This is a genomic window from Marinococcus luteus (assembly GCF_034497705.1).
GTDB lineage: Bacteria > Bacillota > Bacilli > Bacillales > Marinococcaceae > Marinococcus > Marinococcus luteus_A.
Map to the genome: position 1 here is coordinate 196,155 of NZ_JAXRUV010000005.1, position 23,590 is coordinate 219,744.

A 23,590-nucleotide genomic window follows, 5' to 3' on the forward strand; every position below is an offset into this window, starting at 1 on the left:
AGAAAGGGAGAGCTATTCACTGGTTACAGGAAAAATTAAGCGGACCGCAGTTCCCTGGCCGTGCGTGCTTTCAATTGTGATGCGTGCGCCGAGAGCTTCAGTAATATCTCTCGCAAGCGACAAACCGAGCCCATAGCCCCCGCTTTTCCGTGTTCTCGACTCATCGACCCGGTAAAAGCGTTCGAAAACTCGTTCAATATCCTTTTCCGGAATACCGAGGCCCCGGTCAATCACAGCGATGATCGAATCTGTCTCTGTCGTTTCGATTTTTACATCAATGACATCACTGCTGTATTTCCGAGCATTATCGAGCAGGATATACAGCAGCTGCTTCACTTTGTCGGGATCGGTCTTAACGATTGCCGGCTCTCCGGTCAATTCGATCTCCCGGTGGTAGCTGCTGCGGTAGTTTTCCACAGCATCTGCTGCCACTGTCTCCAGATCCACTTCGGTAATATGAAGGTTTTCTTTTTCATTTTGACGGGCAAGCAGCAGAAGCTGCTGGGTCAGCTCCCTCATCCTTACCGCTTCGGAATGAATGGCTTCCACCGATTCTTCAATGATTTCCGGACGAGAGGCACCTCTTCTCTGCAGCAGGCTTGCGTATGATTCAATCACAGTCAGCGGCGTTTTTAACTCATGCGACGCGTTTGATACAAACTGCTCCTGTTTATGATAATTTTCTTCGAGACGCTCAATCATTTCATTAAATGTCTCCCCAAGCTGCTCGATTTCATCCCTGGACTTCGACGACGTGGAAATCCGCTTGAATCTGCCGCTTGTCTGGATATCCCGCATAGTAGCTGACAGCGCTGCGATTGGACGGAGTATTACCGTGCTCAATAAGCGGGCCGAAAGAAAGACCGGAATGACAGCCGCAATAGTGGCGACTATTAATATTATCCGGAGCACCGCCAGATTTTCTTCTGCCTGGCGAAGGCTGTCGGTAATCTGAATGTTTGCCACCTGCCCGTCTGTCCATATGACCGGTACCGATACGAATGCGTACCGCTCCCCGTTATGTTCCACCACCCGTTCATATTCTTCGGAATAATATTGAACGGGCTCCTCCGTTAAGCTTCCCTCTTCCGGGGAAGTTACCGTCGCTGCTTCAGATTCATCCTGCAGTACAATTCTGGCCATCCCTTCAGTTGGAGTATAGGCCCGAAGCAGCTGTTCGACCGAAAAATTATCTGCGGATTCATTAAACGTGGACGCTGTCTGCCTTCCTTCTTCTACAGTCTGCTCTACTTCACTTCCGATCATCATGCGGGAAAAGGAAAAGTAAATAGCAAGCACTAAAAGAACGACGAGCACAAATACAAGCACCGATGTATATAAATGAATCTTATTTCCAAGCTTCATGAGAAGTCCTTCACCACGTAGCCAACGCCGCGCACAGTCTGGATATGCGCGGTCCCAAATGGTTTATCAATTTTATTGCGCAGATAACGAATGTAAACGTCCACTACGTTCGTTTCCCCGAGGTAATCAAAGCCCCATACCTGCTCTAAAATCTGGTCCCGGGACAGCACCTGCTTTTTGTTTTTCAACAGATAGTAAAGCAGGTCAAACTCCCTGCGGGTCAGCTCTATTAGTTCTCCGCCGGCATACACTTCCCTGGCCGACTCATTCAGTCGCACTTCGCCCACAGACAGCCACTGCTCTTCTTCTGCTTCGGCTTTCAAAACTGCTTCCGCCTGAAAGCGGAGCGATGAACGGACGCGGGCGAGCAGTTCTTCAATTTGGAACGGCTTTGTAATGTAATCATTGGCCCCGAGATCGAGTCCGGAAACTTTATCCTCCACAGAATCTTTAGCGGTAACAAGCAGGACCGCTGTTTTTGTATTCTGGCTTCGTATTCGGCGCAACAGTTCGATTCCGCTGATTCCCGGAAGCATAATATCGAGAATAATTAAATCCCACGGCTCCGCCTGATATATAGCGAACCCTTCGAGACCGTCGGAAGCCTTTTGGACATAATAATTTTCGTAGGTGAGCTCAAGCTCGAGCACCCGCGCGATTTTTTCTTCGTCTTCAACAACCAGTATACGTGCCTGTTCCATTATGCATCCCTCAATACGCTGCCGGATGGCAGTCTATTATGATGAAGAACGTTGGTTTGAAGCTTTGCCCCACAAAGTGATTGTTCTCCATGTAAAATAAACAGCGGTTCCAATTAAACAAATAAGGAAAAACGAAGGGAAAAACCATCCGAGTCCTTCGCTTTCATTCAGGGCCGTACGAACAGTCTGCCACTGAACATAGACGAACCCGAGCGATAATTCCACGAGGAGCACAGAAATAAGAATCTGCCCTTCACGCTTAAACACTTCTATTTGATGCTCATTCATTCGTACCGGCAGACGGAACCACCCAGGGTAGCGGAGAGAAAAATACGCCCCGGTCCAGATAGCGATCAACGCCAGCGGCGGGACAAATAAATAATACTTTGCAGCATATTCGTTTGGATCTCCGGTGGCGTCGAAAAACTGGGGCACAATGTAGGGAAGACGAGTCCAATAGAAAAGCACAATCGCAAGCATTCCTACTGAAGCCACACCTCCTACAATCAATGCAGTTCTTGCAAACGTCGGCATAACAGTCTGCCTCCTACTATTCTTTATTCCAGCTTCACCACTGCTGCTTTTTTAACGCTTTTGATATCATTACCAGCGTAACAATACAGGACATCGCAATAATGACCATAACGATACTCCACATCCATTCTCCGGAGATGACGAAGAAAACGCCGAGAATCAGACTGAGCACCACAATAAACCCTTCGAACCAATAAAAGAATTTTACGGCTGCATTTGTGTTCATGACTTTCCCCCTGATTTTTCTTTTGATTTCTTTTTATTACCTGGCTTTTTTCTGCCCGTCTGGTATGCTCCAAGCAGAGCACTCAGCATGCCAATTGCTGCGACGATGACGTAAAATGTAGCACCGCCAAGCCATAGGAAAAAACCGGCAGTCGCCGCAGCCAACACTAGAAATATTATATTAAACGTAAACAGCACCGGGGATCTCAAATTACCCCTCCCTTTCGACTTTATCTTATATCAACGTATCATTTTCTTTTCTCATTGCCCATCTTTTCATCAAAAAGAGACCAAAATATTTCCTCATTGGTCTTTTCTCTTTTTAGACCGGTTTAAAACAAAAAAGCACCCATCTGTATGGGCGCTGTAATGATATGAATGGTGCTAGTGACAGGATTTGAACCTGCGACCTGATGCTTACGAGGCAACTGCTCTACCAGCTGAGCTACACTAGCGAACGTTTACGACAAATTATAATATACAAAAAGAAAAATTGAGTGTCAATTAAAAAACAGAGGCCGATCACGGCCCCTTTCGCTCAACTACTTAAATAAATAACAGCAGACTCAGTGCCATTACGGCCATACCGCTCACTACCCCGTAAATTGATACATGGGTTTCGTCATATTTTTTTGCCGCCGGCAGCAGTTCATCCAGAGAGATGAATACCATGATACCAGCCACAGCAGCGAAAATAATGCCAAACAGCGTATCAGTCAAAAACGGCATCAGTATAAGAAACGCTAAAATAGCGCCAGCCGGCTCTGATAATCCCGATAAAAATGAAAGCCGGAATGCTTTACGTTTGCTTCCCGTCGCAAAATAAATCGGTACCGAAACTGCCACCCCTTCAGGAATATTGTGTATCGCGATGGCAAGCGCTATCGCAAGCCCAAGACCCGGGTCATTCAGAGCAGAGGTAAACGTAGCGATACCTTCAGGAAAGTTATGTATAGCAATCGCAAGAGCTGTAAAGGTCCCCATTTTCATAAGACCCTGGCGTTCAAGCTCTTCCTTTGACATATGCATATCTTCCACCCGCTTTACTTCATGAGGATTTCCTTTTTGAGGGACAAGCCGGTCAATGGCAGCAATAAAAATCATTCCCCCAAAAAATCCCCCAACGGTAAGCCACTGGCCTCCTACTTCTCCCAGCGCCCCGACGAGCGACTCCTGTGCCTTAAAAAATATTTCCACCATTGAGACGTAAATCATCACACCTCCGGAGAAACCGAGCGAAAAAGCCAAAAAACGGGTATTTGTCGTAGAAGTGAAAAAAGCCAGTATACTTCCGATTCCCGTGGCAAGCCCGGCTCCAAGTGTTAACAAAAATGCATAAATGACATTTGGTTCCATACGCTGCCCCCTTTGTAATCTGATCGGCGTCACGATTCTTTCCCTTATGCAACATTTTAACCTTTCTTCAATTGTTGTGTCAATGCAAAACTTCCCACGGCGCCGTAAACGAAAAAAGTGCCCACGGCTGGGAAGCCGTAAGCACCTGTTGTCTCCTATATGTATGGTGGAGACGGTGGGATTCGAACCCACGTCCAGAGATATTGCCACTTTAGCATCTACGAGCGTAGTCGCTATATTATCATTCGCCAGTACGTCAGCCTAGCAACAGGCTTCCGTACGGCTAGTCTGATTAGTCTCTTCAGCCACCCTCAGACGGAGGGCGAACTGCGTAGCCCACTAAGAGTGAGACCCCAAATCATTCCACGCGGGCGATGGAATGCGGGATCCGCAAAAAGCAGTTGTTACGCTGCTACTGCGAGGTTTTCGTTGTTTTTGCCAGTTATTATTGGCGTGGCATTTTTACGAGCTGCCTCTCGGCTCGCAGCTAAAGCTCAACCTATCCCTGTCGAAGCCGTAACGTCCCCATGTGAAGGATAAGCATGCGCCCATAGGTTTATGAGCGACATACTATATTATAACGAGAGGTCCGGAGCGTGTCAATCTAGTCGCTCATGCCTTTCATGCTGCGATTGATTGCTTTATCCATTTCACGCTTGGCATCCTGTTCCTTGAGCGCCTGGCGTTTGTCATATTTTTTCTTGCCTTTGGCAAGACCGATTAACACTTTCGCTTTACCGTTTTTAATATAAACCTTCAATGGAATAATGGAGTACCCGGACTGCATGCTTTTACCAATAAGTTTATTAATCTCCCGGCGGTGCAGCAGAAGCTTTCTCGTACGCAGGGGATCGTGGTTGAACTGATTTCCCTGTTCATACGGGCTGATATGGGCATTATGCAGAAACAGCTCGTTATTGTCGATTTTGCCGAAGCTGTCCTTCAGGTTCATCCTGCCAGCCCGGATCGACTTTATCTCGGTGCCCCGCAGTTCAATACCGGCTTCGAAGGTGTCTTCGATAGTATAGTCATGACGGGCCTTCCGGTTTTGCGCCAGCACACGGTTTTCCGTTTTTACTGCCATCTCCATTCACCTGCCTTCTGTCTTTATTCTACCATAGAGGCCCAGGCGCGTCCTATTGCCCCGGGCTTTCCCGCACTCGTATTATTTCTTTTTATTGTTTTTTGAGACTTTCGAGTAAAACGGCTTTTTGTTACCTGATTTACCTTTTTTACGTCCACCGTCTTTTTTATTGCCGTCCTTCTTTTCTCCTTGTCCCTGGCCTTCTTTTCGGCCGGGGCGCTTGCCCTTATCGCCCTGAACAACTTTTGCGGACTCCTTGCGCCGTGCTTTCGCCGGCCGTTTCATGCCGACAATTTCAAAATCGATCGCCGCTTCGTCAAGGTTTACATTCAGAACACGCACTTCCACCTGATCGCCGATGCGGTACATATTCGCGGTACGCTCGCCTATCAGCGCATACTGCTTCGGATCATAGTGGTAATAATCATCCGTTAGATAGCTGATATGCACCATACCTTCAATGGTGTTTTCAAGCTCTACAAACAGACCGAAGTTCGCGGCTCCGCTTACAAAACCGGTAAATTCTTCCCCGATTTTGTCCTTCATATACTGAGCTTTCTTCATGCTGTCAACTTCACGCTCGGCGTCAATGGCCCGGCGCTCCATCTCCGAAGAATGCTGGGTGATTTCCGGCAGTTCATTTTTCCATTTCTGCTGCGTTTTGTCGTCCAGCCGTTTATTTACCAGATACGTCCGGATCAAACGGTGAACAATCAGGTCCGGATACCGGCGGATCGGTGACGTAAAGTGGGTATAGAAGTCCGCAGCCAGCCCGAAGTGGCCGGCGTTTTCAGGATCGTACTTTGCCTGCTGCATCGAGCGCAGCATCACTGTACTGATCACTGCCTGTTCCGGTTCTCCTTTGACAGCGTCAAGCACTTCCTGAAGCGCACGCGGATGGATCGTATTTGCCGTTCCTTTGACTGCATAGCCAAAGTTTGTAACAAACTCCACGAACGACTGCAGCTTGTCTTCGGCAGGGTCTTCGTGAATCCGGTAGACAAACGGGACCTTCATCCAGTGGAAATGCTCGGCTACCGTTTCGTTGGCTGCCAGCATAAACTCTTCAATCAGCTTTTCAGCGACCGAGCGCTCACGCAGCACCACGTCTGTCGGAGCAGTCGTTTCATCTACGAGCACCTGTGCTTCCTTAAAATCAAAATCAATGGCGCCTCTTCCAAACCGCTTTTCGCGGAGAATGGCTGCAAGCTCTTCCATGCGCTCAAACATTGGCACGAGCTGGCTGTATTCCTCCCGCTTTGCCTGGTTGTTTTCTTCAAGAATCAGGCGGACGTCATTGTAAGTCATACGGGCGGCCGTGCGAATGACACTTTCAAAGATTTCATGATTAACGATTTCGCCCTGAGGCGTTACTTCCATTTCACACGAGAGCGTCAGCCGGTCCACCTGCGGGTTCAGGCTGCAGATGCCATTTGACAAACGATGCGGAATCATCGGGATTACCCGATCCACCAAATATACACTCGTGGCCCGTTCTCCTGCCTCTACATCGATAGGTGTTCCTTCGTCCACGTAATAGCTGACGTCTGCAATATGAACGCCGAGCTTATAGTTGCCGTTATTATATTTTGTCACTGTTACAGCGTCATCGAGATCCTTTGCGTCTGCCCCGTCGATGGTCACGATAGTTTCATCGCGCAGATCCCGACGCTGTTTAATTTCGCTTTCATCAATTACCTCTGGCGTCTTTTGAGCCTGCTCCACAGCTTCCTCTGGAAAATCTCCTGGAAGTCCGTGCTTATGAATGATCGACAAAATATCCACGCCCGGGTCATTTTTATGCCCGATAATATTGACGACCTTTCCTTCAGCTCCTGACGCCGCATCTGGATATTTGGTCAGTTCTACGACAACCTTATGGCCGTCCACTGCCCCGTTTTCTGCATCCTGTGGAATATAAATGTCATCACGGATATGCTTATCGTCTGCCGCCACAAACCCGTAATTACCGTAGCGCTGGTACGTACCAACGACTTTTTCAATACCGCGTTCAATGATGCGGATAATCGTGCCTTCGGTTTTACTTCCCTGGCTCGAGTCCGAGATACGAACGAGTACGGTGTCTTTGTTCATGGCCCCGTTAATTTCACCGGCCGGTACAAAGATGTCGTCACGTTCCTTTTCCTCCGGGATAATAAAGGCAAATCCTTTGGCATGGCTCTGCACGCGTCCGCGCATCAGGTTCATTTTCTCCGGTATGCCGTAGCGGTTGCTTCTCGTCCGGACAACGTCTCCGCTGTCCTCCATTTCGTTTAGCGTCTTCATGAGGCGCTTAATGTCTTCTGCCGAATCCGCCTGAAGCGTTTCCTGGATCTCCTCAATGGTTGCAGGGCCCGCAGAATCGTTTTTCAGGTAATTCAGTAGTGTCTGTTTTATTTCCTGGTCCAACGTTTTCATCTCCTTTCAATATTGTTGTGATAAACGTTTTGAGCTTTACGCTCTTTTTTTATTTTGACCAATTTAATCTGTCTAAAAACTGATAAACATCTTCGTTCAGCTCATCGCGGTCGTCCCCGAGGGTGATAACGTGCGGGGAGTCCGGATACCACTTAATCTGTTTATCCTCCGAAGAGATTTCTTCATAAATGATATTTGCGCTGTCTTCTGCAATCATATCATCTTTTTCGCCCTGCACAATCATAGCCGGCGCATGAACCATATCCAGGCCTTCTGCCACTTCCCGGATCAGCCGGTTGACCGAGTGCAGCGTGTCCGTCGGCAGCTGGCGGAATTCCATAATTTCGTTATCAATCTGCTCCTGGTCTTTTCCTTCCAGGCGTTTAAATTCTTTCGCGTAATTGATGACGTCTCCATACAATTTGTCTGCGTTGTTGAACGTCGACATTGGAGCGCTCATCGGAATAACGCCAATTACATCGTAATGGTACGCCACACGCAGAGCCATCAGACCGCCAAGAGAAAGACCCCCGACCGCTATTTGGTCAAAGCCTCTTTCCTTTAATTCTTCAATTCCTGCTTTTACATCCTCCCACCAGTCATGGTAGTCCGTTTCCATCAGCTCTTCCGGAGGAACACCGTGTCCTTTATATACTGGCGCATGGACAGTATAACCTTTCTTTTCCAAAAAGCGTCCCATCATTCGGACATCCGCCGATGACCCTGTGAATCCGTGCAGGAGCAGCACTGCACGATTACCTCCTTCAAAAGTAAATGACTTAGGGGGTACTACACGCATGATTCATCGTCTCCTATCTGTCTTCTTTTCTGTTTAATCGATCGTTCGCATAAGGTTCTCAGAATTTATTTTTGTTGAAGTTAAAAATAACCGTACATCATTAACCGCTTCATTCCGGTGCGGACCGTGAAAAAGAAAGTGCTTGCCGTTTTTGTAAAGCACAAACTGCTTCACCGGACTTTTTACTGTTTTATATATACGCACAGCGCTCCGAACCGGCACCAGGCCGTCTTTTTCACCCTGGCCAATAAACACCGGACAGGATACTTTGCCAACAAACGGACGCAGCACGTGCGCTGCCTGCTGGAACTCCCGCAGCGCCCAGCCGGGGGTTTTTAATTTTTCTGCGGCCACACCGTACCAGGGGTGCAGCGACCCTCTGGCCTGGCCGCCCGCGACAAGCAGCATATCCTTTAAAAACTGGACGGGGTTAATATATTCCATCGGCATACCAATAAGCACGAGCCGTTCCACCTTATAACGGGCTGCCACGTAGCAGGCAAGCAGGCCTCCCATCGAAAATCCAATCACGTAGAGAGTGCTGCATGCAGCCGCCAGTTTTTTCGCTGCGCGGTCAGCAGCGTGAATCCATGTGACATAGGAAACACGGCTTTGAATGCTGAAGCTTCCGTCAGCATGACCTGGCAGCACCGGTGTTTCCACTATCCAGTCTGTACACGCACGGAGCTCTGCAGCAATCGGTTCGACCTCCCACGGAGAACCTGTAAATCCATGCAGACACAAACATCCAATCGCCTGGTTTTCAGCTGCTGTCTTCATGCTCCTGCTCCCCTATCCTTGATTTATCTCTGTCCGGCCGCTAAAACGTTAAACTTTCACCTGGTTGTTTGATTCACCAAATACAGGAAAAGCAAACATTAGCCGGTAACATAAAAAACAGCGAACGATGGAACCGTCCGCTGCTGAGATAGCTTCCTATACTGTCTGTTAGACAAAATAGGCGATGAGTATGGTAAGAACAAAAAACAACACAGCCAGCACTACTGTAAACTGAATCAGAAAGGCTTCGATGCCTCTCGCTTTCTGTTTGCCAACCATTTGTTCGGCTCCGCCGGATATTGCTCCTGCCAAACCGCTGCTTCGGCCCGACTGCAATAAAATAATTGCAATAAGCATGACCGCAACGACTATTAATGCAACGTACAACGCCGTTATCATCACCCGTACACCTCCACGTTCCAATTACGCTTTTATAAATGTAACACACCAAAACGTGCAGTGCAAGCACGTGCGGCAGCATAAGCCGCAAAGCCTATGGTAACGGTGTTTTATTTAATTGTAAAAACCGCAGCCCATGTGCCGGGCCGCGGTCGAAAAGCAATTATTTGTTCAGGTTATAAAAAGCATCTTTGCCCAGATAAACAGCGGTTTCCGCCAGCTCATCGTTGATGCGGAGAAGCTGGTTGTATTTAGCCACACGATCCGTCCGGGATGGTGCGCCTGTTTTAATCTGACCCGCGTTGGTCGCTACTGCGATGTCCGCGATAGTCGTATCCTCAGTTTCCCCGGAACGGTGGGAAATAACGGCTGTATAACCGGCACGCTTAGCCATTTCAATAGCATCAAAGGTTTCAGTAAGTGTACCGATCTGGTTCACTTTGATCAGAATGGAGTTGCCGATGCCTTTTTCAATGCCTTCTTTCAGCTTGTTGGTGTTCGTTACAAACAAGTCATCGCCCACGAGCTGGACTTTGTCGCCAAGAGCATCCGTAAGCTTTTTGAAGCCTTCCCAGTCGTTTTCGTCCAGACCATCTTCAATGGAGACGATTGGGTATTTCGACACCATGTCCTGGTAAAATTCGATCATTTCGTCTGCTGTTTTCACAACGCCTTCACCTTTAAGGTGATATTTTCCGTCTTCGTACATTTCGGAAGCAGCAGAGTCCATGGCGAGCATAATTTCTTCGCCAGGCTTGTAGCCTGCCTTTTCGATAGCTTCAATGATCGTTTGAAGTGCTTCTTCATTCGAGCCGAGGTTCGGGGCAAAGCCGCCTTCGTCGCCGACACCAGTGTTATAGCCCTTGCTTCCAAGTACCTTTTTCAGGTTGTGGAAGATTTCTGCGCCCATACGGACAGCTTCAAGGAAGTTGCTCGCGCCGACCGGCATAACCATGAACTCCTGGAAGTCGACGTTGTTATCTGCGTGCTCGCCGCCGTTCAGGATGTTCATCATTGGAACCGGCAGCGTTTTCGCGTTAAAGCCGCCGAGGTATTCATACAGCGTAACGCCGAGTTCATCAGCTGCTGCGCGCGCTACCGCCATCGAAACACCGAGAATGGCATTGGCACCGAAGCTGCCTTTGTTGTCTGTGCCGTCAAGTTCGATCATCGCCTGGTCGATGCCTGTTTGATCTGTGACATCGAATCCGATGATTTCTTCTGCGATAGTTTCATTCACGTTGTCGACTGCTTTAGTGACACCTTTGCCCATGAAACGGTCGCCGCCGTCACGAAGCTCTACCGCTTCGTATTCACCGGTGGAAGCACCGCTTGGCACGAGAGCGCGTCCAAAAGCGCCTGTTTCTGTAAATACTTCTACTTCTACCGTTGGATTCCCGCGGGAATCGAGTACTTCGCGTGCGTAAATATCTGCAATTAAACTCATTGATGATTCACTCCTCTGAATGGTTATTGAATGAGGGACTGACCCGTCATTTCTTTTGGTTTTTCTATCTGAAGCAGCTCTACGGCTGTTGGGCACAGGTCAGCAAGTACGCCGCCCTTGCGGAGCTTCGCATTCTCATCACCTGTGACGATAACCGGTACCGGATTGGTTGTATGAGCTGTCATTGGTTTATCATCCGGTGTTGTTACTTCATCGGAGTTTCCGTGGTCTGCCGTGATGATGGCTCGTCCGCCTTTATCGTGCAGCAAATCCACCACCCGGCCGAGGCATTCATCCACTGCTTCTATTGCTTTAACCGTGGCATCAAGATCACCCGAGTGCCCCACCATATCCGGATTCGCAAAGTTCAGCACGATGAAATCATGCTTTTCAGACTGGATCTCGCTTTCAAGCGCCTCGGTCACTTCATATACGCTCATTTCCGGCTGCAGATCGTACGTGGCTACCTTCGGCGAATCGATCAGCACCCGTGTTTCACCCTTAAATTCTTCCTCGCGCCCGCCGCTGAAGAAAAAGGTTACGTGCGGGTACTTTTCCGTTTCTGCAATGCGAAGCTGGTGCAGACCGGCATCTGAGACGATTTCTCCCATTGTGTTGACCAAATCCTGCGGAGGATAGGCAATTTCAGCATTCACCGAGTCACTGTACTGCGTCATGCTGACAAATTTCAGATTGGATGGAAATTTGTCTCCGCGGTCCAAACCGTTGAAACCGTCCTGCGTAAACACCTGTGAAAGCTGAATAGCCCGGTCCGGCCGGAAGTTGAAGAAAATTACTGCATCGTTGTCCTGCAGCTGGCCGACCGCTTCTCCGTCTTTTGTGATAACCGAAGGGATCACAAATTCATCCCATACTTCTTCTTCATATGAAGCGTCTACCACCTCTTCGGCTGTTTCATAGGAAGGGCCTTCCCCGTACGTAATGGCCCGGTAGGATTTATCCACACGCTCCCAGCGGTTGTCACGGTCCATGGCGTAGTAACGACCCTGAACGGTGGCAATATCACCGGTACCAATTTCTTTCATATAGTCTTCCACTTCGGATACGTACTGCTTGGCAGAGCGCTGACCTACGTCACGCCCATCCAAAAAGGCATGAACATATACACGCTCGATCTCTTTTTCATTAGCCATGTCGAGCAGTGCTTTTAAGTGGTCGATATGGCTGTGGACTCCGCCGTCAGACAGCAGGCCGAATAAATGAAGGGCGCTGTCATTTTCTTTCACGTGATCTACGGCATGGGCGAACGCCTGATTGTTTTTAAACGTTCCCTCTTTGATGCCCTTATTGATTAAAGAAAGGCTTTGATATACGACCCGGCCGGCGCCGATATTCATATGGCCAACTTCCGAGTTGCCCATCTGTCCTTCAGGCAGACCGACTGCTTCACCGAATGCTGTCAGCGTTTCGTGCGGATACTGGTTCCAATAGCGGTCAAAGTTTGGCGTGCTTGCCTTCGCTACCGCATTCCCTTTAGTTTCTTCCCGGCAGGCGTACCCGTCCAGGATAATAAGTGCTACTGGCTTGGTGCTCATTTTTTCCCCGCCTCTGCAAGCTCCAGGAATGCATCCGGCTTCAGGCTTGCACCGCCGACTAGTGCGCCGTCAATGTGCTCTTTCGCCATGTACGTTTCAATGTTTTCCGGCTTTACACTGCCGCCGTATTGAATACGCACTTTGTCTGCTGTCTCCTGATCGTACTGATCGGCAAGTGCTTTTCTTACCGAACCGCATGTTTCATCCGCATCCTCTGCGGTAGAGGATTTCCCTGTGCCAATGGCCCAGATCGGCTCGTAAGCGACAACCACTTTTGCAGCGTCCTCGGCACTCAATCCGGCAAATCCTTTTTCAATCTGCTCGCGCACGACTGCTTCTGTAGAGCCATTTTCTTTTTGTTCGAGGGATTCGCCGCAGCACATGATCGGTGTTAAGCCGTGATTCAGGGCTGCTTTTACTTTTTGATTGACTGTTTCATCGGTCTCGTTAAACATTTCGCGACGCTCGGAGTGGCCGATAATGACGTAAGGAATGTTTAGGTCTGCGAGCGCTGCCGGGCTGATTTCTCCGGTGAACGCACCACTGTCCTCCTGGTGCATATTCTGGGCACCGATTTTTACGTCGCTCGATGCGGCCGCCTCATTCATATCCTTCAAAAACAAAGCCGGTGCACAAACTACCGTTTCCACCTCTTCGGCATTAGGTACGCTGCCTGCTACTTGCTTGATAAAATCTACCGCTTCCCCGTGAAGCTTATTCATCTTCCAGTTGCCTGCTATGATTGGTTTTCTCATTGTTTCACCCCGCTAAGATTATAGTAAATATACGTTTTGGCTCCTTACTTATCATCCAGCGCTGCCACGCCCGGCAGAACTTTTCCTTCGATAAATTCAAGCGATGCCCCGCCGCCAGTGGACATGTGGCTCATTTTATCTGCAAGGCCGAATTTTTCCACTGCTGCTGCAGAGTCGCCGCCGCCAATGACGGTGTAAGTGCCGGGAGCTTCAGCCATTGCCTCAGCAATAGCGCGCGTGCCTTTTTCAAACGTAGCGAATTCAAACACGCCGACCGGTCCGTTCCAGATAACAAGCTTTGAATCTTTAATGACGTTCGCATATTCTTTTCTTGTTTCCGGTCCGATATCCAAAGCTTCCCAATCGGATGGAATGCTGTCGATTTTTACTGTCTGGGTATTAGCATCATCGCTGAAATCATCGGAAACAATAACGTCTTTTGGCATATAAAAGTTTACGCCTTTATCTTCAGCCTTCTGCATGAATTCTCTTGCCATATCAAGCTTGTCTTCTTCAAGCATGGACTGGCCGATTTCATATCCCTTCGCTTTGACAAATGTGTATGCAAGTCCACCGCCGATAATGAGGTTGTCCACGATATCGAGGAGGTTATCGATAACGCCGATTTTATCTTTTACTTTTGCTCCTCCGACGATTGCTGTGAACGGGCGATCCGGATCCTCAAGCGCCTGACCGAGCACATCGAGTTCTTTTTCCATCAGCAGGCCGGCTGCGGAAGGAAGGTGATGCGCCACTCCTTCAGTGGAGGCGTGGGCCCGGTGCGCTGCTCCGAAGGCATCGTTCACGTAGATGTCTGCAAGAGATGCTATGTTTTTTGCCAGAGTTTCATCATTTTTCTCTTCGCCTGCTTCAAAGCGCAGGTTTTCAAGAAGCATGATTTCTCCGTCCTCGAGGGATGCCGCTGCCTTCTTGGCTTCTTCGCCGTATACTTCGTCGACCTTTTTCACGTCGACATTCATAATTTCGCCAAGACGGGCTGCTGCCGGACCGAGACGAAGCTCTTCCACCGCTTCCCCTTTCGGGCGCCCGAGGTGACTGCCGAGAATGACGCGCGCTCCCTGTTCGGATAAGTATTGAATTGTTGGTACAGCAGCACGAATCCGTGCGTCATCCGTAATGCTTTCGCCTTTCATTGGTACGTTGAAATCAACGCGGCAGAAAACGGTTTTGCCTTTCAAGTCTAAATCGCGGATGGTTTTCTTATTTAACGCCATTGCCAAACCTCCCTTAAATTATCTTCCTCATCTATCATAACAAAAATCTGCACTTCCGTTCTTTACCCGTCGCAGAAAAAACTGGAACGTCTATTTTTAGTAACGCGGCGGCAGAACGGAAACACCGGATTTTTGACGGGCCGGGTGCGGGCCCGTCCAGACTCAAAAAAGGGAGGAAGAAATAATATTCTCCTCCCTTTCCCAAGCATTAATCGAATGATTTACAGTTTTTTGCCGAAGCTTGCTGCGAGGTCCACAACACGGCTGGAATAACCGAATTCGTTGTCGTACCAAGCGATTACTTTAACCATGTTGTCCTGCATAACGAGTGTTGAAAGGGAGTCTACTGTGGAAGAATAGGCGCTTCCATTGTAGTCCTTCGATACGAGCGGCTCTTCGCTGTATCCAAGAATGCCTTTGAGTTCGTCAGACTCAGAAGCTTCTTTCAATGCGTTGTTCAGCTCATCTACTGTTACATCTTTATTGAGCTCTGCCACGAAGTCCACAAGGGAAACGTTTGGAGTAGGAACACGCATCGCACCGCCGGTAAGCTTTCCATCAAGCTGTGGAAGCACGAGGGCTACTGCCTGAGCGGCACCTGTAGTTGTTGGGATGATGTTTTCAGCACCAGCACGTGCACGACGAAGGTCCTTGTGCGGGCCGTCCTGGATCTGCTGGTCACTCGTGTACGAGTGGACGGTGTTCATGAGGCCGCGTTTGATTCCGAATTTTTCGTCCAGTACTTTAGCTACTGGAGCCAGGCAGTTGGTTGTGCAGGATGCGTTGGAAACGACTTTGTGCTCATCCGGCTTAAATTCGCCTTCGTTAACGCCGACAACAAATGTTGCGTCTACGCCTTTAGCCGGTGCGGAAATAATAACGTTTTTCGCTCCGCCTTCAAGGTGTTTTGCTGCCTGGTCGCGCTGCGTAAAGATACCTGTGGATTCAACAACGATTTCAGCGTCTACGCCTTTCCAGTCGATTTTCGCTGGATCTTTTTCAGAGAAAACAGTCAGCTTGTGACCGTTGATTGTAAGGTTGTCGCCGCTTGCCTGAATCTCTGCGTCAAGCGTGCCGTGAACCGTGTCGTATTTCAAAAGATGCGCAAGCGTATCAGTGTCTGTCAGGTCGTTTACTGCTACTACTTCAACATCCGGGTTGTTTAAAGCTGCACGATAAACGTTACGTCCAATACGTCCAAAACCGTTAATACCAATTTTTGTTGCCATAATAATTTTTCCTCCTTGGAATATAAATAATTGTGAAAGCTACTGCAGCATAATGCGGCAGGTGTTCTGCCTGTTACTCAGTTGCCTCCGGCGCACCGCTTTGATTCAGAATAGCTTTGGCTGCACCCTCATCGGTGATCAAAATACTGCTCGGGCGGTAGCGCATATAAGCGTCAATCGCCTTTGCCTTGCTTGAGCCCCCGGCTACCGTGATCACTGTCTGATCCGACCGGAGCTCGTCCCACTGCAGGCCCACCGTATTTTCCCGGTGCACCACTTTTCCGTCCTGATTAACATAATAGCCAAACGACTCCGCTACAGCCGACCCTTCCTCTAGCCTGCTGCGCAGGGAAGCACTCGTTGTCCGGCGCCCGGCCATTGTTTTTGCTTCTCCTATGCCATGAACGACAAGCGATGCTGACTTTAACAGATCAAGCACTTCCTGTACTCCTGGCTCCTGCATCAGCGACCGCCTTGTATCCTCGCTCAGCTGGTCAGGCACATGAAGCAGCCGGTACGAGGCCTGGGCTTTCATGGCCATCGCTGAGCTGATGGTGTTGGCCTGAATTTCAACCTTCTCACCGAGACCACCGCGGGCCGGCACAAAGATGGTATTATGCCACTTTGCGTCAGGCACCATCATATCAGCTGCTGAAGCGAGCGTCGTGCCCCCGGCTACCGCAATCACGTCCCCGGGGCTGACACGGTTCTTCATCTGCTGTACCGTTGCACGGCCGAGTTCTTTTTTCACTACCGGAAGCTCATCGCTGTCTCCTGAGACGACGATAACCTTTGGGACGGATAGATAACCCGCCAGCTTCCGCTCCAAATCCTCAAGCCCGAAAGCATATTTGACTGTTTGCTCGAGCCCTTCAAGCAGTTTGTTTCCTTCTTCAGTTAAAAGCATCCCTGCGCTTTGAATCAGGATAAGTCCCTGCTGCTTCAAAAAATCTGTTTCACTGCGCAGAACCCGCTCTGAAGTGGATAGCTGAGTGGCAAGGGTTCTTCTTCCAATCGGCTGCATCAGGCGGATGTATTGCAAAATGCGGTACCTTTTCCCTAATGTTTCGAGTACATCAGGCTGCAGTTTCCGCTGCATCTCCAATACGTCACGTAACATATTGCTACACCACCGAACCTGCGGCAGCAGCTTATTTCAAGCCACTCCTCATCATTGATCTTTACCGCTCCGCCGGGACGATTAAAGTCCCGCAGAGACATTTTTTGTCCCGCTCATTTTATAAAAAAATGAACGCTTTGTTCACAATTTCATTGTAGCAATCTATATTTGGAAAATCAACGCAAATGTTCACTGCATTTTTCGTGCTGACTATGTTCTAATAATACCCGGATTTCGCTTATTTTATGCATAAAAAAATCCTCCTTGTTCTGTAAGGAGGATTTTGGCTACACCGGCTGTTTCCGCTGGGAGGAGGACGGGATACGAAGCTCAGTTCTGTATTTCGCCACCGCCCGCCTTGAAATCGTACACTGCTGCTCCTGCCGAAGCAGATCAGCAAGCTTTTGGTCCGAGAGAGGCTTCTCTTTATTTTCTTCTTTAATCAGTTTTTTCATCATTGCCTTCACTCCGGTGCTTGAAGCATCTTCATCCGTCCGGGTGATTTTCGAGGAGAAGAAATGCTTCAGTTCGACGAGACCGTGAGGTGTCTGCATATACTTCCGGCTCGTTGTTCTTGAAACGGTGGATTCGTGCACGTCCGCCTGTTCAGCTACCTCCCGGAGCGTCAGAGGACGAAGCTTTTCTTCACCATATTTTAGGTATTCGCTCTGCGCTTCGACGATCACTTCCGATACTTTTTGCAGCGTCTGCTGGCGCTGTTCGACGCTTTTAACAATCCATAGAAACTGCTTATATTTTTCCACAGCATACTGCCTGGCTTCTTCATCGGCATCCTGATTTAAAAGACGCCAGTATTTTTCATTCATCTGCAGCTCGGGAAGCCGGTCATTCAAAATCGTGACCACCCATTCTCCGTCGATTTCCTCCACACGAACATCCGGCGATACAGAAATTGTTTTCTCCTGCCGGTAGGAATCCCCCGGATGCGGGGAAAGCTTCTGGAGGCATGTATAAATTTCCTGCAGCTGCTCTTTAGTGAGCTGATACTTCTGCTGCAGATAGCGCCATTTTTTCGCCCCCAGCGCTTCGAGATCTCCGGCTACGACCTGGTCAATATATGGATCTGTATCCAGGCAGCGTTCGAGCTGCAGAAGAAGACATTCCTTTAAATTCCTGGCCCCGATTCCTGCCGGTTCGAGCTGTTGAAGCATCGAAATATACTGATCGCTTTCTTCTCTTCCCAGTCCGAATTTCCGTTCCATTTCCCATTCGATGTCTTCTAAGTATCCGCGCTCGTCAACGCTTCCAGCTAAAAATAAAAGTATTTCCCGGGTAGTTCCTTTATAGCATCCGCATGCAATCTGTTCCCTCAGTGCCTCTTCGAGAGTTCCCTCCGACGGTTCACGCCATTCCAGCTGTTCATTCATGGACGCTGGAGTATGAAACGGAGCAGCGGCCTGGGATGCAGAAAGCGACGCTCCATCCGTAATAGAAGGGAGTGTTAAATCCATTAGAGGATTTTCCATTGCTTCTTCCTGCAGATAGTCGGATAATTCCTGGGAAGACAGCTTCAACAGGGCGATTGCCTGCTTCAACTCCTGCGTCATCACCAAACTCATTTCCTGCTTCTGCTGCAATTCAAGCCCCAAGCCCATTATCTACACCTCCATTTTTGAAAACGCTTTCCTACATCATATCATATTTTTCTTTCATGAATCGATCCCCTTTTTTTGTTCTTTTACTATCATTATATAAAAACAGACTTGCCCCTTCTATTTGTTTGTCAGATCATTTTTCATCTAAATTAAGATTTACACGAAAGTGAAACATTTGCACGTAACGTTTATGTTTGTGAAAATAAAGGGAATGGAAGTTGACGTGTAGCTATATGGAATAGGGTCAGACTTTTTATTTGACCTTAATTGACCAAAGAGTTATGATAATAACAGCAACGCGGAAGGAAAAATATTTTCCATACAACTACCATGAATGTAGGCATACATTTCATTAAAGGAGGACGCTTTTCATGAACTTGATACCAACAGTTATTGAACAAACCAACCGGGGCGAACGCGCATACGACATTTATTCGCGTTTGTTGAAGGACCGCATCATTATGCTTGGCTCAGGCATTGATGACAATGTAGCCAATTCGATCGTAGCACAGCTTCTTTTCCTTGAAGCCGACGATCCGGAGAAGGATATTTCTCTTTATATCAACAGTCCGGGCGGCTCCATTACAGCCGGCATGGCTATTTATGACACAATGCAGCACATTAAACCGCAGGTTTCTACGATCTGCGTCGGCATGGCAGCATCTATGGGTGCTTTTCTTCTTACAGCAGGCCAGGAAGGCAAACGTTATGCCCTCCCAAATAGTGAAGTAATGATTCACCAGCCACTCGGCGGCACCCAGGGACAGGCTGCGGATATTGAAATTCACGCCCGCCGCATCATCAAAATGCGTGAAAAACTCAACCAGATTCTTGCAGACCGCAGCGGTCAGCCGCTTGAAGTCATCGAGCGTGATACGGACCGTGATAATTTCATGAGTGCGGAACAGGCAAAAGAATACGGTCTTGTAGATCAGGTTATGGGTCAGTAAGACACAAAAAATCAGGACGGCATGGCGCCGCCCTGATTTTTTTATGTTCACATTTCTTTTTTCATAAATTCCGTCAATGAATCGGCCGCTTCCTCTTCGTCCGCCCCTTCAGCTAAAAGCTTTACGGTGGCTCCGGTACGCACAGCTAAACTCATAACACCCATAATGCTTTTGGCATTCACCTTTTTATCGTCTTTTTCAAGAAAAATATTGGAATGAAACCGGTTCGCTTCCTGTACGAATAAAGCTGCCGGCCGGGCCTGAAGCCCTGTACGCAAATTTACTTCTACTGTTTTTTCGACCATAGTTATTATCTTCCTTTCTCTGTCTGTCTTCAACCGGTACCCGCTTTTCATATAAACATAACGTAATCCAATTTAGAACGTTTTTCAAGCAAGCGCTTTAATAACTGCTGTAATACGGCGCCTGCAGGAACAGAAGAATCCTCTGCTGCCGCAGGCGCCTGCCTTTAGCTATTAAATTTTTTCTGGAATCGGCGGCTTACCGGCTTGAATGCGCTCAGCGATCTGGTCGATTTTGCGGAGACGGTGGTTCACACCGGATTTACTCACCTTTCCGCTCGGCACCATTTCCCCGAGCTCCTTCAGCGTGACGTCCTGATGCTGAACACGCAGGATGGCCATTTCCCTGATTTTTTCAGGGAGGTTTTCGAGTCCGACTTCTGCCTGGACAAGCTGAATGTTTTCCACCTGCCTCAATGCAGCTCCCACGGTTTTGTTTAAGTTCGCTGTTTCACAGTTCACCAGGCGGTTCACCGAATTTCTCATGTCTTTCATAATTCGTACGTCTTCAAAATAAAGCAGCGCCTGGTGCGCACCGATAATATTTAAAAACTCGGTAATTTTTTCGCTTTCTTTAATATAAAGAATGTAGCCCTTTTTCCTTTCAAGGCTTTTCGATGTGAGCCCGAACGTTTCCATTAGCTCCCGGAGTGCCCGGTTATGCTCTTCATACATCGAATAAATTTCGAGATGATACGAAGAAGTTTCCGGGTGGTTGACCGACCCGCCGGCTAAAAAAGCTCCGCGCAAATACGCCCGGCGGCTGTCCGTGTCTGGAATCACGTCTCTCGCGATCGAACGGTTAAACTGGTAACCGTTTTCCATAATGGCAAGGTCGCTCAGCATCTCTTTCGTTTCTTCGGCCATCCGGACTACGTAGACATTATTCTTTTTTAAACGCATCTTTTTCCGCACGAGCAGTTCAATCACCATATCCTTATAGATACGCTTGATTAACGAATAGATCCGTCGTGCGATGGCGGCATTTTCAGTTGAAACGTCTAAAATCAGCTGGCCGTTGCCAAACGAAATGGAACCGTTCATTCTGATTAATGCCGCCAGTTCCGCTTTGGCGCTCGTATCTTCCACTTCAATCTGGGTTAATTCTTTTTTTGTTATAGCCGCAAATGAAGACATCCATCTTCACCGCCTTTCTGTCAATCACGGGCAAGCAGGGCTTCAGATACTTTTTTGGCATTATGACGAAGAACAAGGCCGTCATAGTGCATAAATGTATCTGTTACTACCCGGCACCCAATCTGTTCCAATCTTTCATAATCACATTTCACGGGAAACGCCTGCTGCTTTTCGTAGTTTGCCAGCACCGGAGCCGGTATTTCTCCGTTATGCACAAGTACAGTATCCACAAAAGCGCCCCCCGTATGCTTTTCAATGGCATGCAGATGATCGGCTGCCGAAAAGCCGTCCGTTTCCCCCGGTTGCGTCATTACATTGCAAATATATACTTTGCGTGCCCCGGAACGATTAATGGCATCCCGGATACCGGGCACGATTAAATTCGGCATGATGCTTGTAAACAGGCTCCCGGGGCCAATGACAATGACATCTGCCTGTTCAATGGCACGCACGGTTTCCGGGAGCGCTTCAGCGTCCGGTGGATGGATAAACACCTGATCAATCTGCTTGCCTGCTTTAGGGATCAGGGACTCGCCGTAGACCGTGGAGCCGTCCTTCATTTTTGCAAACAGCTCAATACTCCGATTAGAGGCGGGAAGGACCTTTCCGCGTACGTTTAACACAGTACTAAGCTCTGTGATTCCTTTGGCAAAATCTCCGGTAATGGAGGTCATTCCTGCTACCAGTAAATTCCCCAGGGAATGACCGGTCAGCCCTTCCCCGCTCGTGAAGCGGTGCTGGAACAATTCTTCAATTAAAGGCTCGACTTCCGCAAGCGCCACTAGTACGTTTCTTACGTCCCCGGGCGGGGGAATATTAAACTCTTTCCGTAAGCGCCCGGAGCTCCCTCCGTCGTCTGCGACAGTCACAATCGCCGTAATATCTGCCGGGAACTGCTTCAGCCCCCGGAGCAGAACGCCTATACCTGTGCCACCGCCCATCACTACAACCTTCTGGTCCTCCACGTCTATTTTTTCCTTCCTTCCTCAATGTCCCGGTGATTGGCATTTGTCTCATATTTCCCTGAAAAGTAAGAAGCAATATATTCAGCAAGCGTCACGGAGCGATGCTTGCCTCCTGTACATCCAATCGCCACCACAAGCTGTGACTTGCCTTCCTGCTTATACAGCGGAAGCATAAATTCAAGCATATCCACCAGTTTATTTATAAATTCCTTTGTATCCGTCCATTTTAACACGTACGAAGACACTTCTTCTTCGAGGCCGGTTTTAGGCTCCAGATGCTCCACGTAGTGAGGGTTGGGCAGAAAACGAACATCAAAAACCAGATCCGCATCGATCGGCATCCCATATTTAAATCCGAAGGACATAACATTCATATTAAAAACCGACTGGTTTTTCTCAGCGTAATCAGTTAATATACGCTCTCTCAACTCTCTTGGTTTCAGGCTGCTCGTATCAATAATATGGCGCGCCCGGCCTTTGAGTTCCTGCAGCATCTCCCGCTCGAGCTTAATGCCTTCAAGCGGTGTATCCTCACTTGCAAGCGGATGCGACCGCCGGGTTTCTTTATAGCGGCTGACAAGCACCTGATCTCCTGCATCCAAAAATAAAATATGTGTCGACAGGTCCTTGCGCTGGTCAAGCTGATCTATGGAAGCAAACAGATGGTCAAAAAACTGCCTCGTCCGAAGATCGACTACGAAAGCTACTTTGTCGGTTTTGTTTTCAGTCGTTTCAATTAAATCAATAAATGTCGGGATCAGTGAAGGAGGCAGATTGTCTACACAGTAATAGCCCAGATCCTCAAAGCACTGGATGGCCACCGTCTTTCCGGCCCCTGACATCCCTGTAATGATTTCAACCTGAATCGATTTCCGCTCTTGTTCCATAATCTGTATCCCTCTTTTACATATAGTATGGCGTTGACTGCTCAAACCGGCGGTCCAAAAGCCGGCGATCTTTCGTATAGCGGAACGTACCATACACCGTCCCTTTATTATTCAAAATATGCTCAACAATGGCTTTATCGCCCTCGGCCATGGGCAGAGACGACACTTCCTGCTTTTTCTTCCACTCAAGGATACCTTCCGGAGACTCATTAAGAAGTCTGCCTCCTGCACCAAAAGCTTCAAATGTAAACATCATCCACTCATTTGCCGAGACCCCGTCCTCCATCGTGATAAATGTAAAAATACCCCGCAGATGCGGACGTTCAAGCGAAAGGCCCGTTTCTTCCCGGAATTCCCGCCGGACTGAATCATATACCGACTCCCCCGGCTCCATTTTTCCGCCAGGGGCATTCCACCAATCATAGCTTGGTTTTTTGAGCATAAGCAGTTGATCGTTCTGCTGTAAAAAACAATTTGTTACCCTCTGCATGTGTACCACCTCACATATACCTTTTTCCAGTATACTATCCTTCGATGGTTCAGACAATTTACAAAAGAAAGTATCCTATGTTTTTTGCTCTTTGTACCAAAAAAACGGCGCAGAAATGATTTTCTGCGCCTGTGCGTCGTTTCAGCCGGAGCGCCTACGCTTCGACCGCGTTTTTCAGTTCTTCCACGTACTGCTGCGCCGTCTGGGCCGCGAGCGAGCCGTCGCCGGTCGCCGTCACGA

General features: G+C 48.6%; 24 protein-coding genes, 1 tRNA gene and 1 other RNA gene. 1 reads left to right on the forward strand and 25 read right to left on the reverse strand.

The window, feature by feature from the left end; translation table 11 throughout:
- Window positions 1–12: 12 nt before the first annotated feature.
- The 20 genes from Q9M42_RS10160 to rpoN all read right to left on the reverse strand — a co-directional run bounded on the left by Q9M42_RS10160 (window position 13) and on the right by rpoN (window position 18,619).
- A complete protein-coding gene (locus Q9M42_RS10160; protein WP_322526366.1) occupies window positions 13–1,365 on the reverse strand; it encodes a sensor histidine kinase in 1,353 nt (450 codons plus the stop codon).
- On the reverse strand, window positions 1,362–2,066 hold the full coding sequence (locus tag Q9M42_RS10165) for a response regulator transcription factor (protein WP_322526367.1): 705 nt from the start codon (window positions 2,064–2,066) through the stop codon (window positions 1,362–1,364). The genes Q9M42_RS10160 and Q9M42_RS10165 overlap by 4 nt, the downstream gene beginning before the upstream one ends.
- A 36-nt stretch (window positions 2,067–2,102) precedes the next feature.
- Window positions 2,103–2,600 carry a DUF1648 domain-containing protein gene (locus Q9M42_RS10170; RefSeq protein WP_322526368.1) on the reverse strand — a complete coding sequence of 166 codons (498 nt, stop codon included), beginning with the start codon at window positions 2,598–2,600 and terminating at the stop codon, window positions 2,103–2,105.
- Between the two features lie 34 nt (window positions 2,601–2,634).
- Window positions 2,635–2,826 carry a hypothetical protein gene (locus tag Q9M42_RS10175; RefSeq protein WP_322526369.1) on the reverse strand — a complete coding sequence of 64 codons (192 nt, stop codon included), beginning with the start codon at window positions 2,824–2,826 and terminating at the stop codon, window positions 2,635–2,637.
- Window positions 2,823–3,035 carry a hypothetical protein gene (locus Q9M42_RS10180; RefSeq protein ID WP_322526370.1) on the reverse strand — a complete coding sequence of 71 codons (213 nt, stop codon included), beginning with the start codon at window positions 3,033–3,035 and terminating at the stop codon, window positions 2,823–2,825. Before Q9M42_RS10180 ends, Q9M42_RS10175 begins: the two co-directional genes overlap by 4 nt.
- A gap of 169 nt (window positions 3,036–3,204) precedes the next feature.
- Window positions 3,205–3,280: transfer RNA gene (locus Q9M42_RS10185), tRNA-Thr, on the reverse strand.
- A gap of 91 nt (window positions 3,281–3,371) precedes the next feature.
- The gene (zupT, locus tag Q9M42_RS10190) at window positions 3,372–4,181 is read right to left on the reverse strand and encodes a zinc transporter ZupT (RefSeq protein ID WP_322526371.1); all 810 of its coding nucleotides are present in this window, start codon (window positions 4,179–4,181) and stop codon (window positions 3,372–3,374) included.
- A gap of 164 nt (window positions 4,182–4,345) precedes the next feature.
- Window positions 4,346–4,708, reverse strand: a transfer-messenger RNA (tmRNA) gene (gene ssrA / locus Q9M42_RS10195).
- A gap of 77 nt (window positions 4,709–4,785) precedes the next feature.
- Window positions 4,786–5,265, reverse strand: coding sequence for an SsrA-binding protein SmpB (gene smpB / locus Q9M42_RS10200; RefSeq protein WP_079475508.1), 480 nt, complete (start codon window positions 5,263–5,265; stop codon window positions 4,786–4,788).
- An 81-nt stretch (window positions 5,266–5,346) separates the two neighbouring features.
- Window positions 5,347–7,683 carry a ribonuclease R gene (gene rnr, locus Q9M42_RS10205; RefSeq protein WP_322526372.1) on the reverse strand — a complete coding sequence of 779 codons (2,337 nt, stop codon included), beginning with the start codon at window positions 7,681–7,683 and terminating at the stop codon, window positions 5,347–5,349.
- Between the two features lie 49 nt (window positions 7,684–7,732).
- A complete protein-coding gene (locus Q9M42_RS10210; RefSeq protein ID WP_322526395.1) occupies window positions 7,733–8,485 on the reverse strand; it encodes an alpha/beta hydrolase in 753 nt (250 codons plus the stop codon).
- A 30-nt stretch (window positions 8,486–8,515) separates the two neighbouring features.
- Entirely contained in the window at window positions 8,516–9,262 is a 747-nt protein-coding gene (locus Q9M42_RS10215; protein ID WP_322526373.1) for an alpha/beta hydrolase, read from the reverse strand.
- Between the two features lie 168 nt (window positions 9,263–9,430).
- Window positions 9,431–9,661 carry a preprotein translocase subunit SecG gene (gene secG, locus Q9M42_RS10220; protein ID WP_022793890.1) on the reverse strand — a complete coding sequence of 77 codons (231 nt, stop codon included), beginning with the start codon at window positions 9,659–9,661 and terminating at the stop codon, window positions 9,431–9,433.
- A 163-nt stretch (window positions 9,662–9,824) separates the two neighbouring features.
- Window positions 9,825–11,108 carry a phosphopyruvate hydratase gene (gene eno, locus Q9M42_RS10225; RefSeq protein ID WP_079475504.1) on the reverse strand — a complete coding sequence of 428 codons (1,284 nt, stop codon included), beginning with the start codon at window positions 11,106–11,108 and terminating at the stop codon, window positions 9,825–9,827.
- Between the two features lie 23 nt (window positions 11,109–11,131).
- The gene (gpmI, locus tag Q9M42_RS10230) at window positions 11,132–12,664 is read right to left on the reverse strand and encodes a 2,3-bisphosphoglycerate-independent phosphoglycerate mutase (protein WP_322526374.1); all 1,533 of its coding nucleotides are present in this window, start codon (window positions 12,662–12,664) and stop codon (window positions 11,132–11,134) included.
- On the reverse strand, window positions 12,661–13,419 hold the full coding sequence (tpiA, locus tag Q9M42_RS10235; protein ID WP_322526375.1) for a triose-phosphate isomerase: 759 nt from the start codon (window positions 13,417–13,419) through the stop codon (window positions 12,661–12,663). The genes gpmI and tpiA overlap by 4 nt, the downstream gene beginning before the upstream one ends.
- 44 nt (window positions 13,420–13,463) lie before the next feature.
- Window positions 13,464–14,654: a phosphoglycerate kinase gene (locus Q9M42_RS10240; RefSeq protein WP_322526376.1), complete on the reverse strand. Its 1,191-nt coding sequence runs from the start codon at window positions 14,652–14,654 to the stop codon at window positions 13,464–13,466.
- A 221-nt stretch (window positions 14,655–14,875) separates the two neighbouring features.
- Window positions 14,876–15,883, reverse strand: a complete 1,008-nt coding sequence (gap, locus tag Q9M42_RS10245) for a type I glyceraldehyde-3-phosphate dehydrogenase (RefSeq protein ID WP_322526377.1) — start codon at window positions 15,881–15,883, stop codon at window positions 14,876–14,878.
- Window positions 15,884–15,956: 73 nt separating this feature from the next.
- Window positions 15,957–17,003, reverse strand: a complete 1,047-nt coding sequence (locus Q9M42_RS10250) for a sugar-binding transcriptional regulator (protein WP_322526378.1) — start codon at window positions 17,001–17,003, stop codon at window positions 15,957–15,959.
- Window positions 17,004–17,290: 287 nt separating this feature from the next.
- Window positions 17,291–18,619, reverse strand: a complete 1,329-nt coding sequence (gene rpoN / locus Q9M42_RS10255; protein WP_322526379.1) for an RNA polymerase factor sigma-54 — start codon at window positions 18,617–18,619, stop codon at window positions 17,291–17,293.
- A 371-nt stretch (window positions 18,620–18,990) separates the two neighbouring features.
- On the opposite strand from rpoN, the gene clpP reads away from it, so the two are divergent.
- The gene (gene clpP, locus Q9M42_RS10260) at window positions 18,991–19,569 is read left to right on the forward strand and encodes an ATP-dependent Clp endopeptidase proteolytic subunit ClpP (protein ID WP_022793882.1); all 579 of its coding nucleotides are present in this window, start codon (window positions 18,991–18,993) and stop codon (window positions 19,567–19,569) included.
- 47 nt (window positions 19,570–19,616) lie between these two features.
- Here the strand turns inward: clpP and Q9M42_RS10265 are convergent, their stop codons facing one another.
- The 5 genes from Q9M42_RS10265 to Q9M42_RS10285 form a co-directional block, all read right to left on the reverse strand.
- Window positions 19,617–19,874, reverse strand: coding sequence for an HPr family phosphocarrier protein (locus Q9M42_RS10265; RefSeq protein WP_322526380.1), 258 nt, complete (start codon window positions 19,872–19,874; stop codon window positions 19,617–19,619).
- Window positions 19,875–20,045: 171 nt separating this feature from the next.
- Complete coding sequence (gene whiA / locus Q9M42_RS10270; RefSeq protein WP_322526381.1) at window positions 20,046–21,008, reverse strand: DNA-binding protein WhiA; 963 nt, start codon at window positions 21,006–21,008, stop codon at window positions 20,046–20,048.
- A 20-nt stretch (window positions 21,009–21,028) separates the two neighbouring features.
- Complete coding sequence (locus Q9M42_RS10275) at window positions 21,029–21,973, reverse strand: gluconeogenesis factor YvcK family protein (protein ID WP_322526382.1); 945 nt, start codon at window positions 21,971–21,973, stop codon at window positions 21,029–21,031.
- A 2-nt stretch (window positions 21,974–21,975) separates the two neighbouring features.
- A complete protein-coding gene (gene rapZ, locus Q9M42_RS10280) occupies window positions 21,976–22,860 on the reverse strand; it encodes an RNase adapter RapZ (protein ID WP_322526383.1) in 885 nt (294 codons plus the stop codon).
- A gap of 16 nt (window positions 22,861–22,876) precedes the next feature.
- On the reverse strand, window positions 22,877–23,350 hold the full coding sequence (locus Q9M42_RS10285) for an NUDIX hydrolase (RefSeq protein ID WP_322526384.1): 474 nt from the start codon (window positions 23,348–23,350) through the stop codon (window positions 22,877–22,879).
- Window positions 23,351–23,590: the final 240 nt, after the last annotated feature.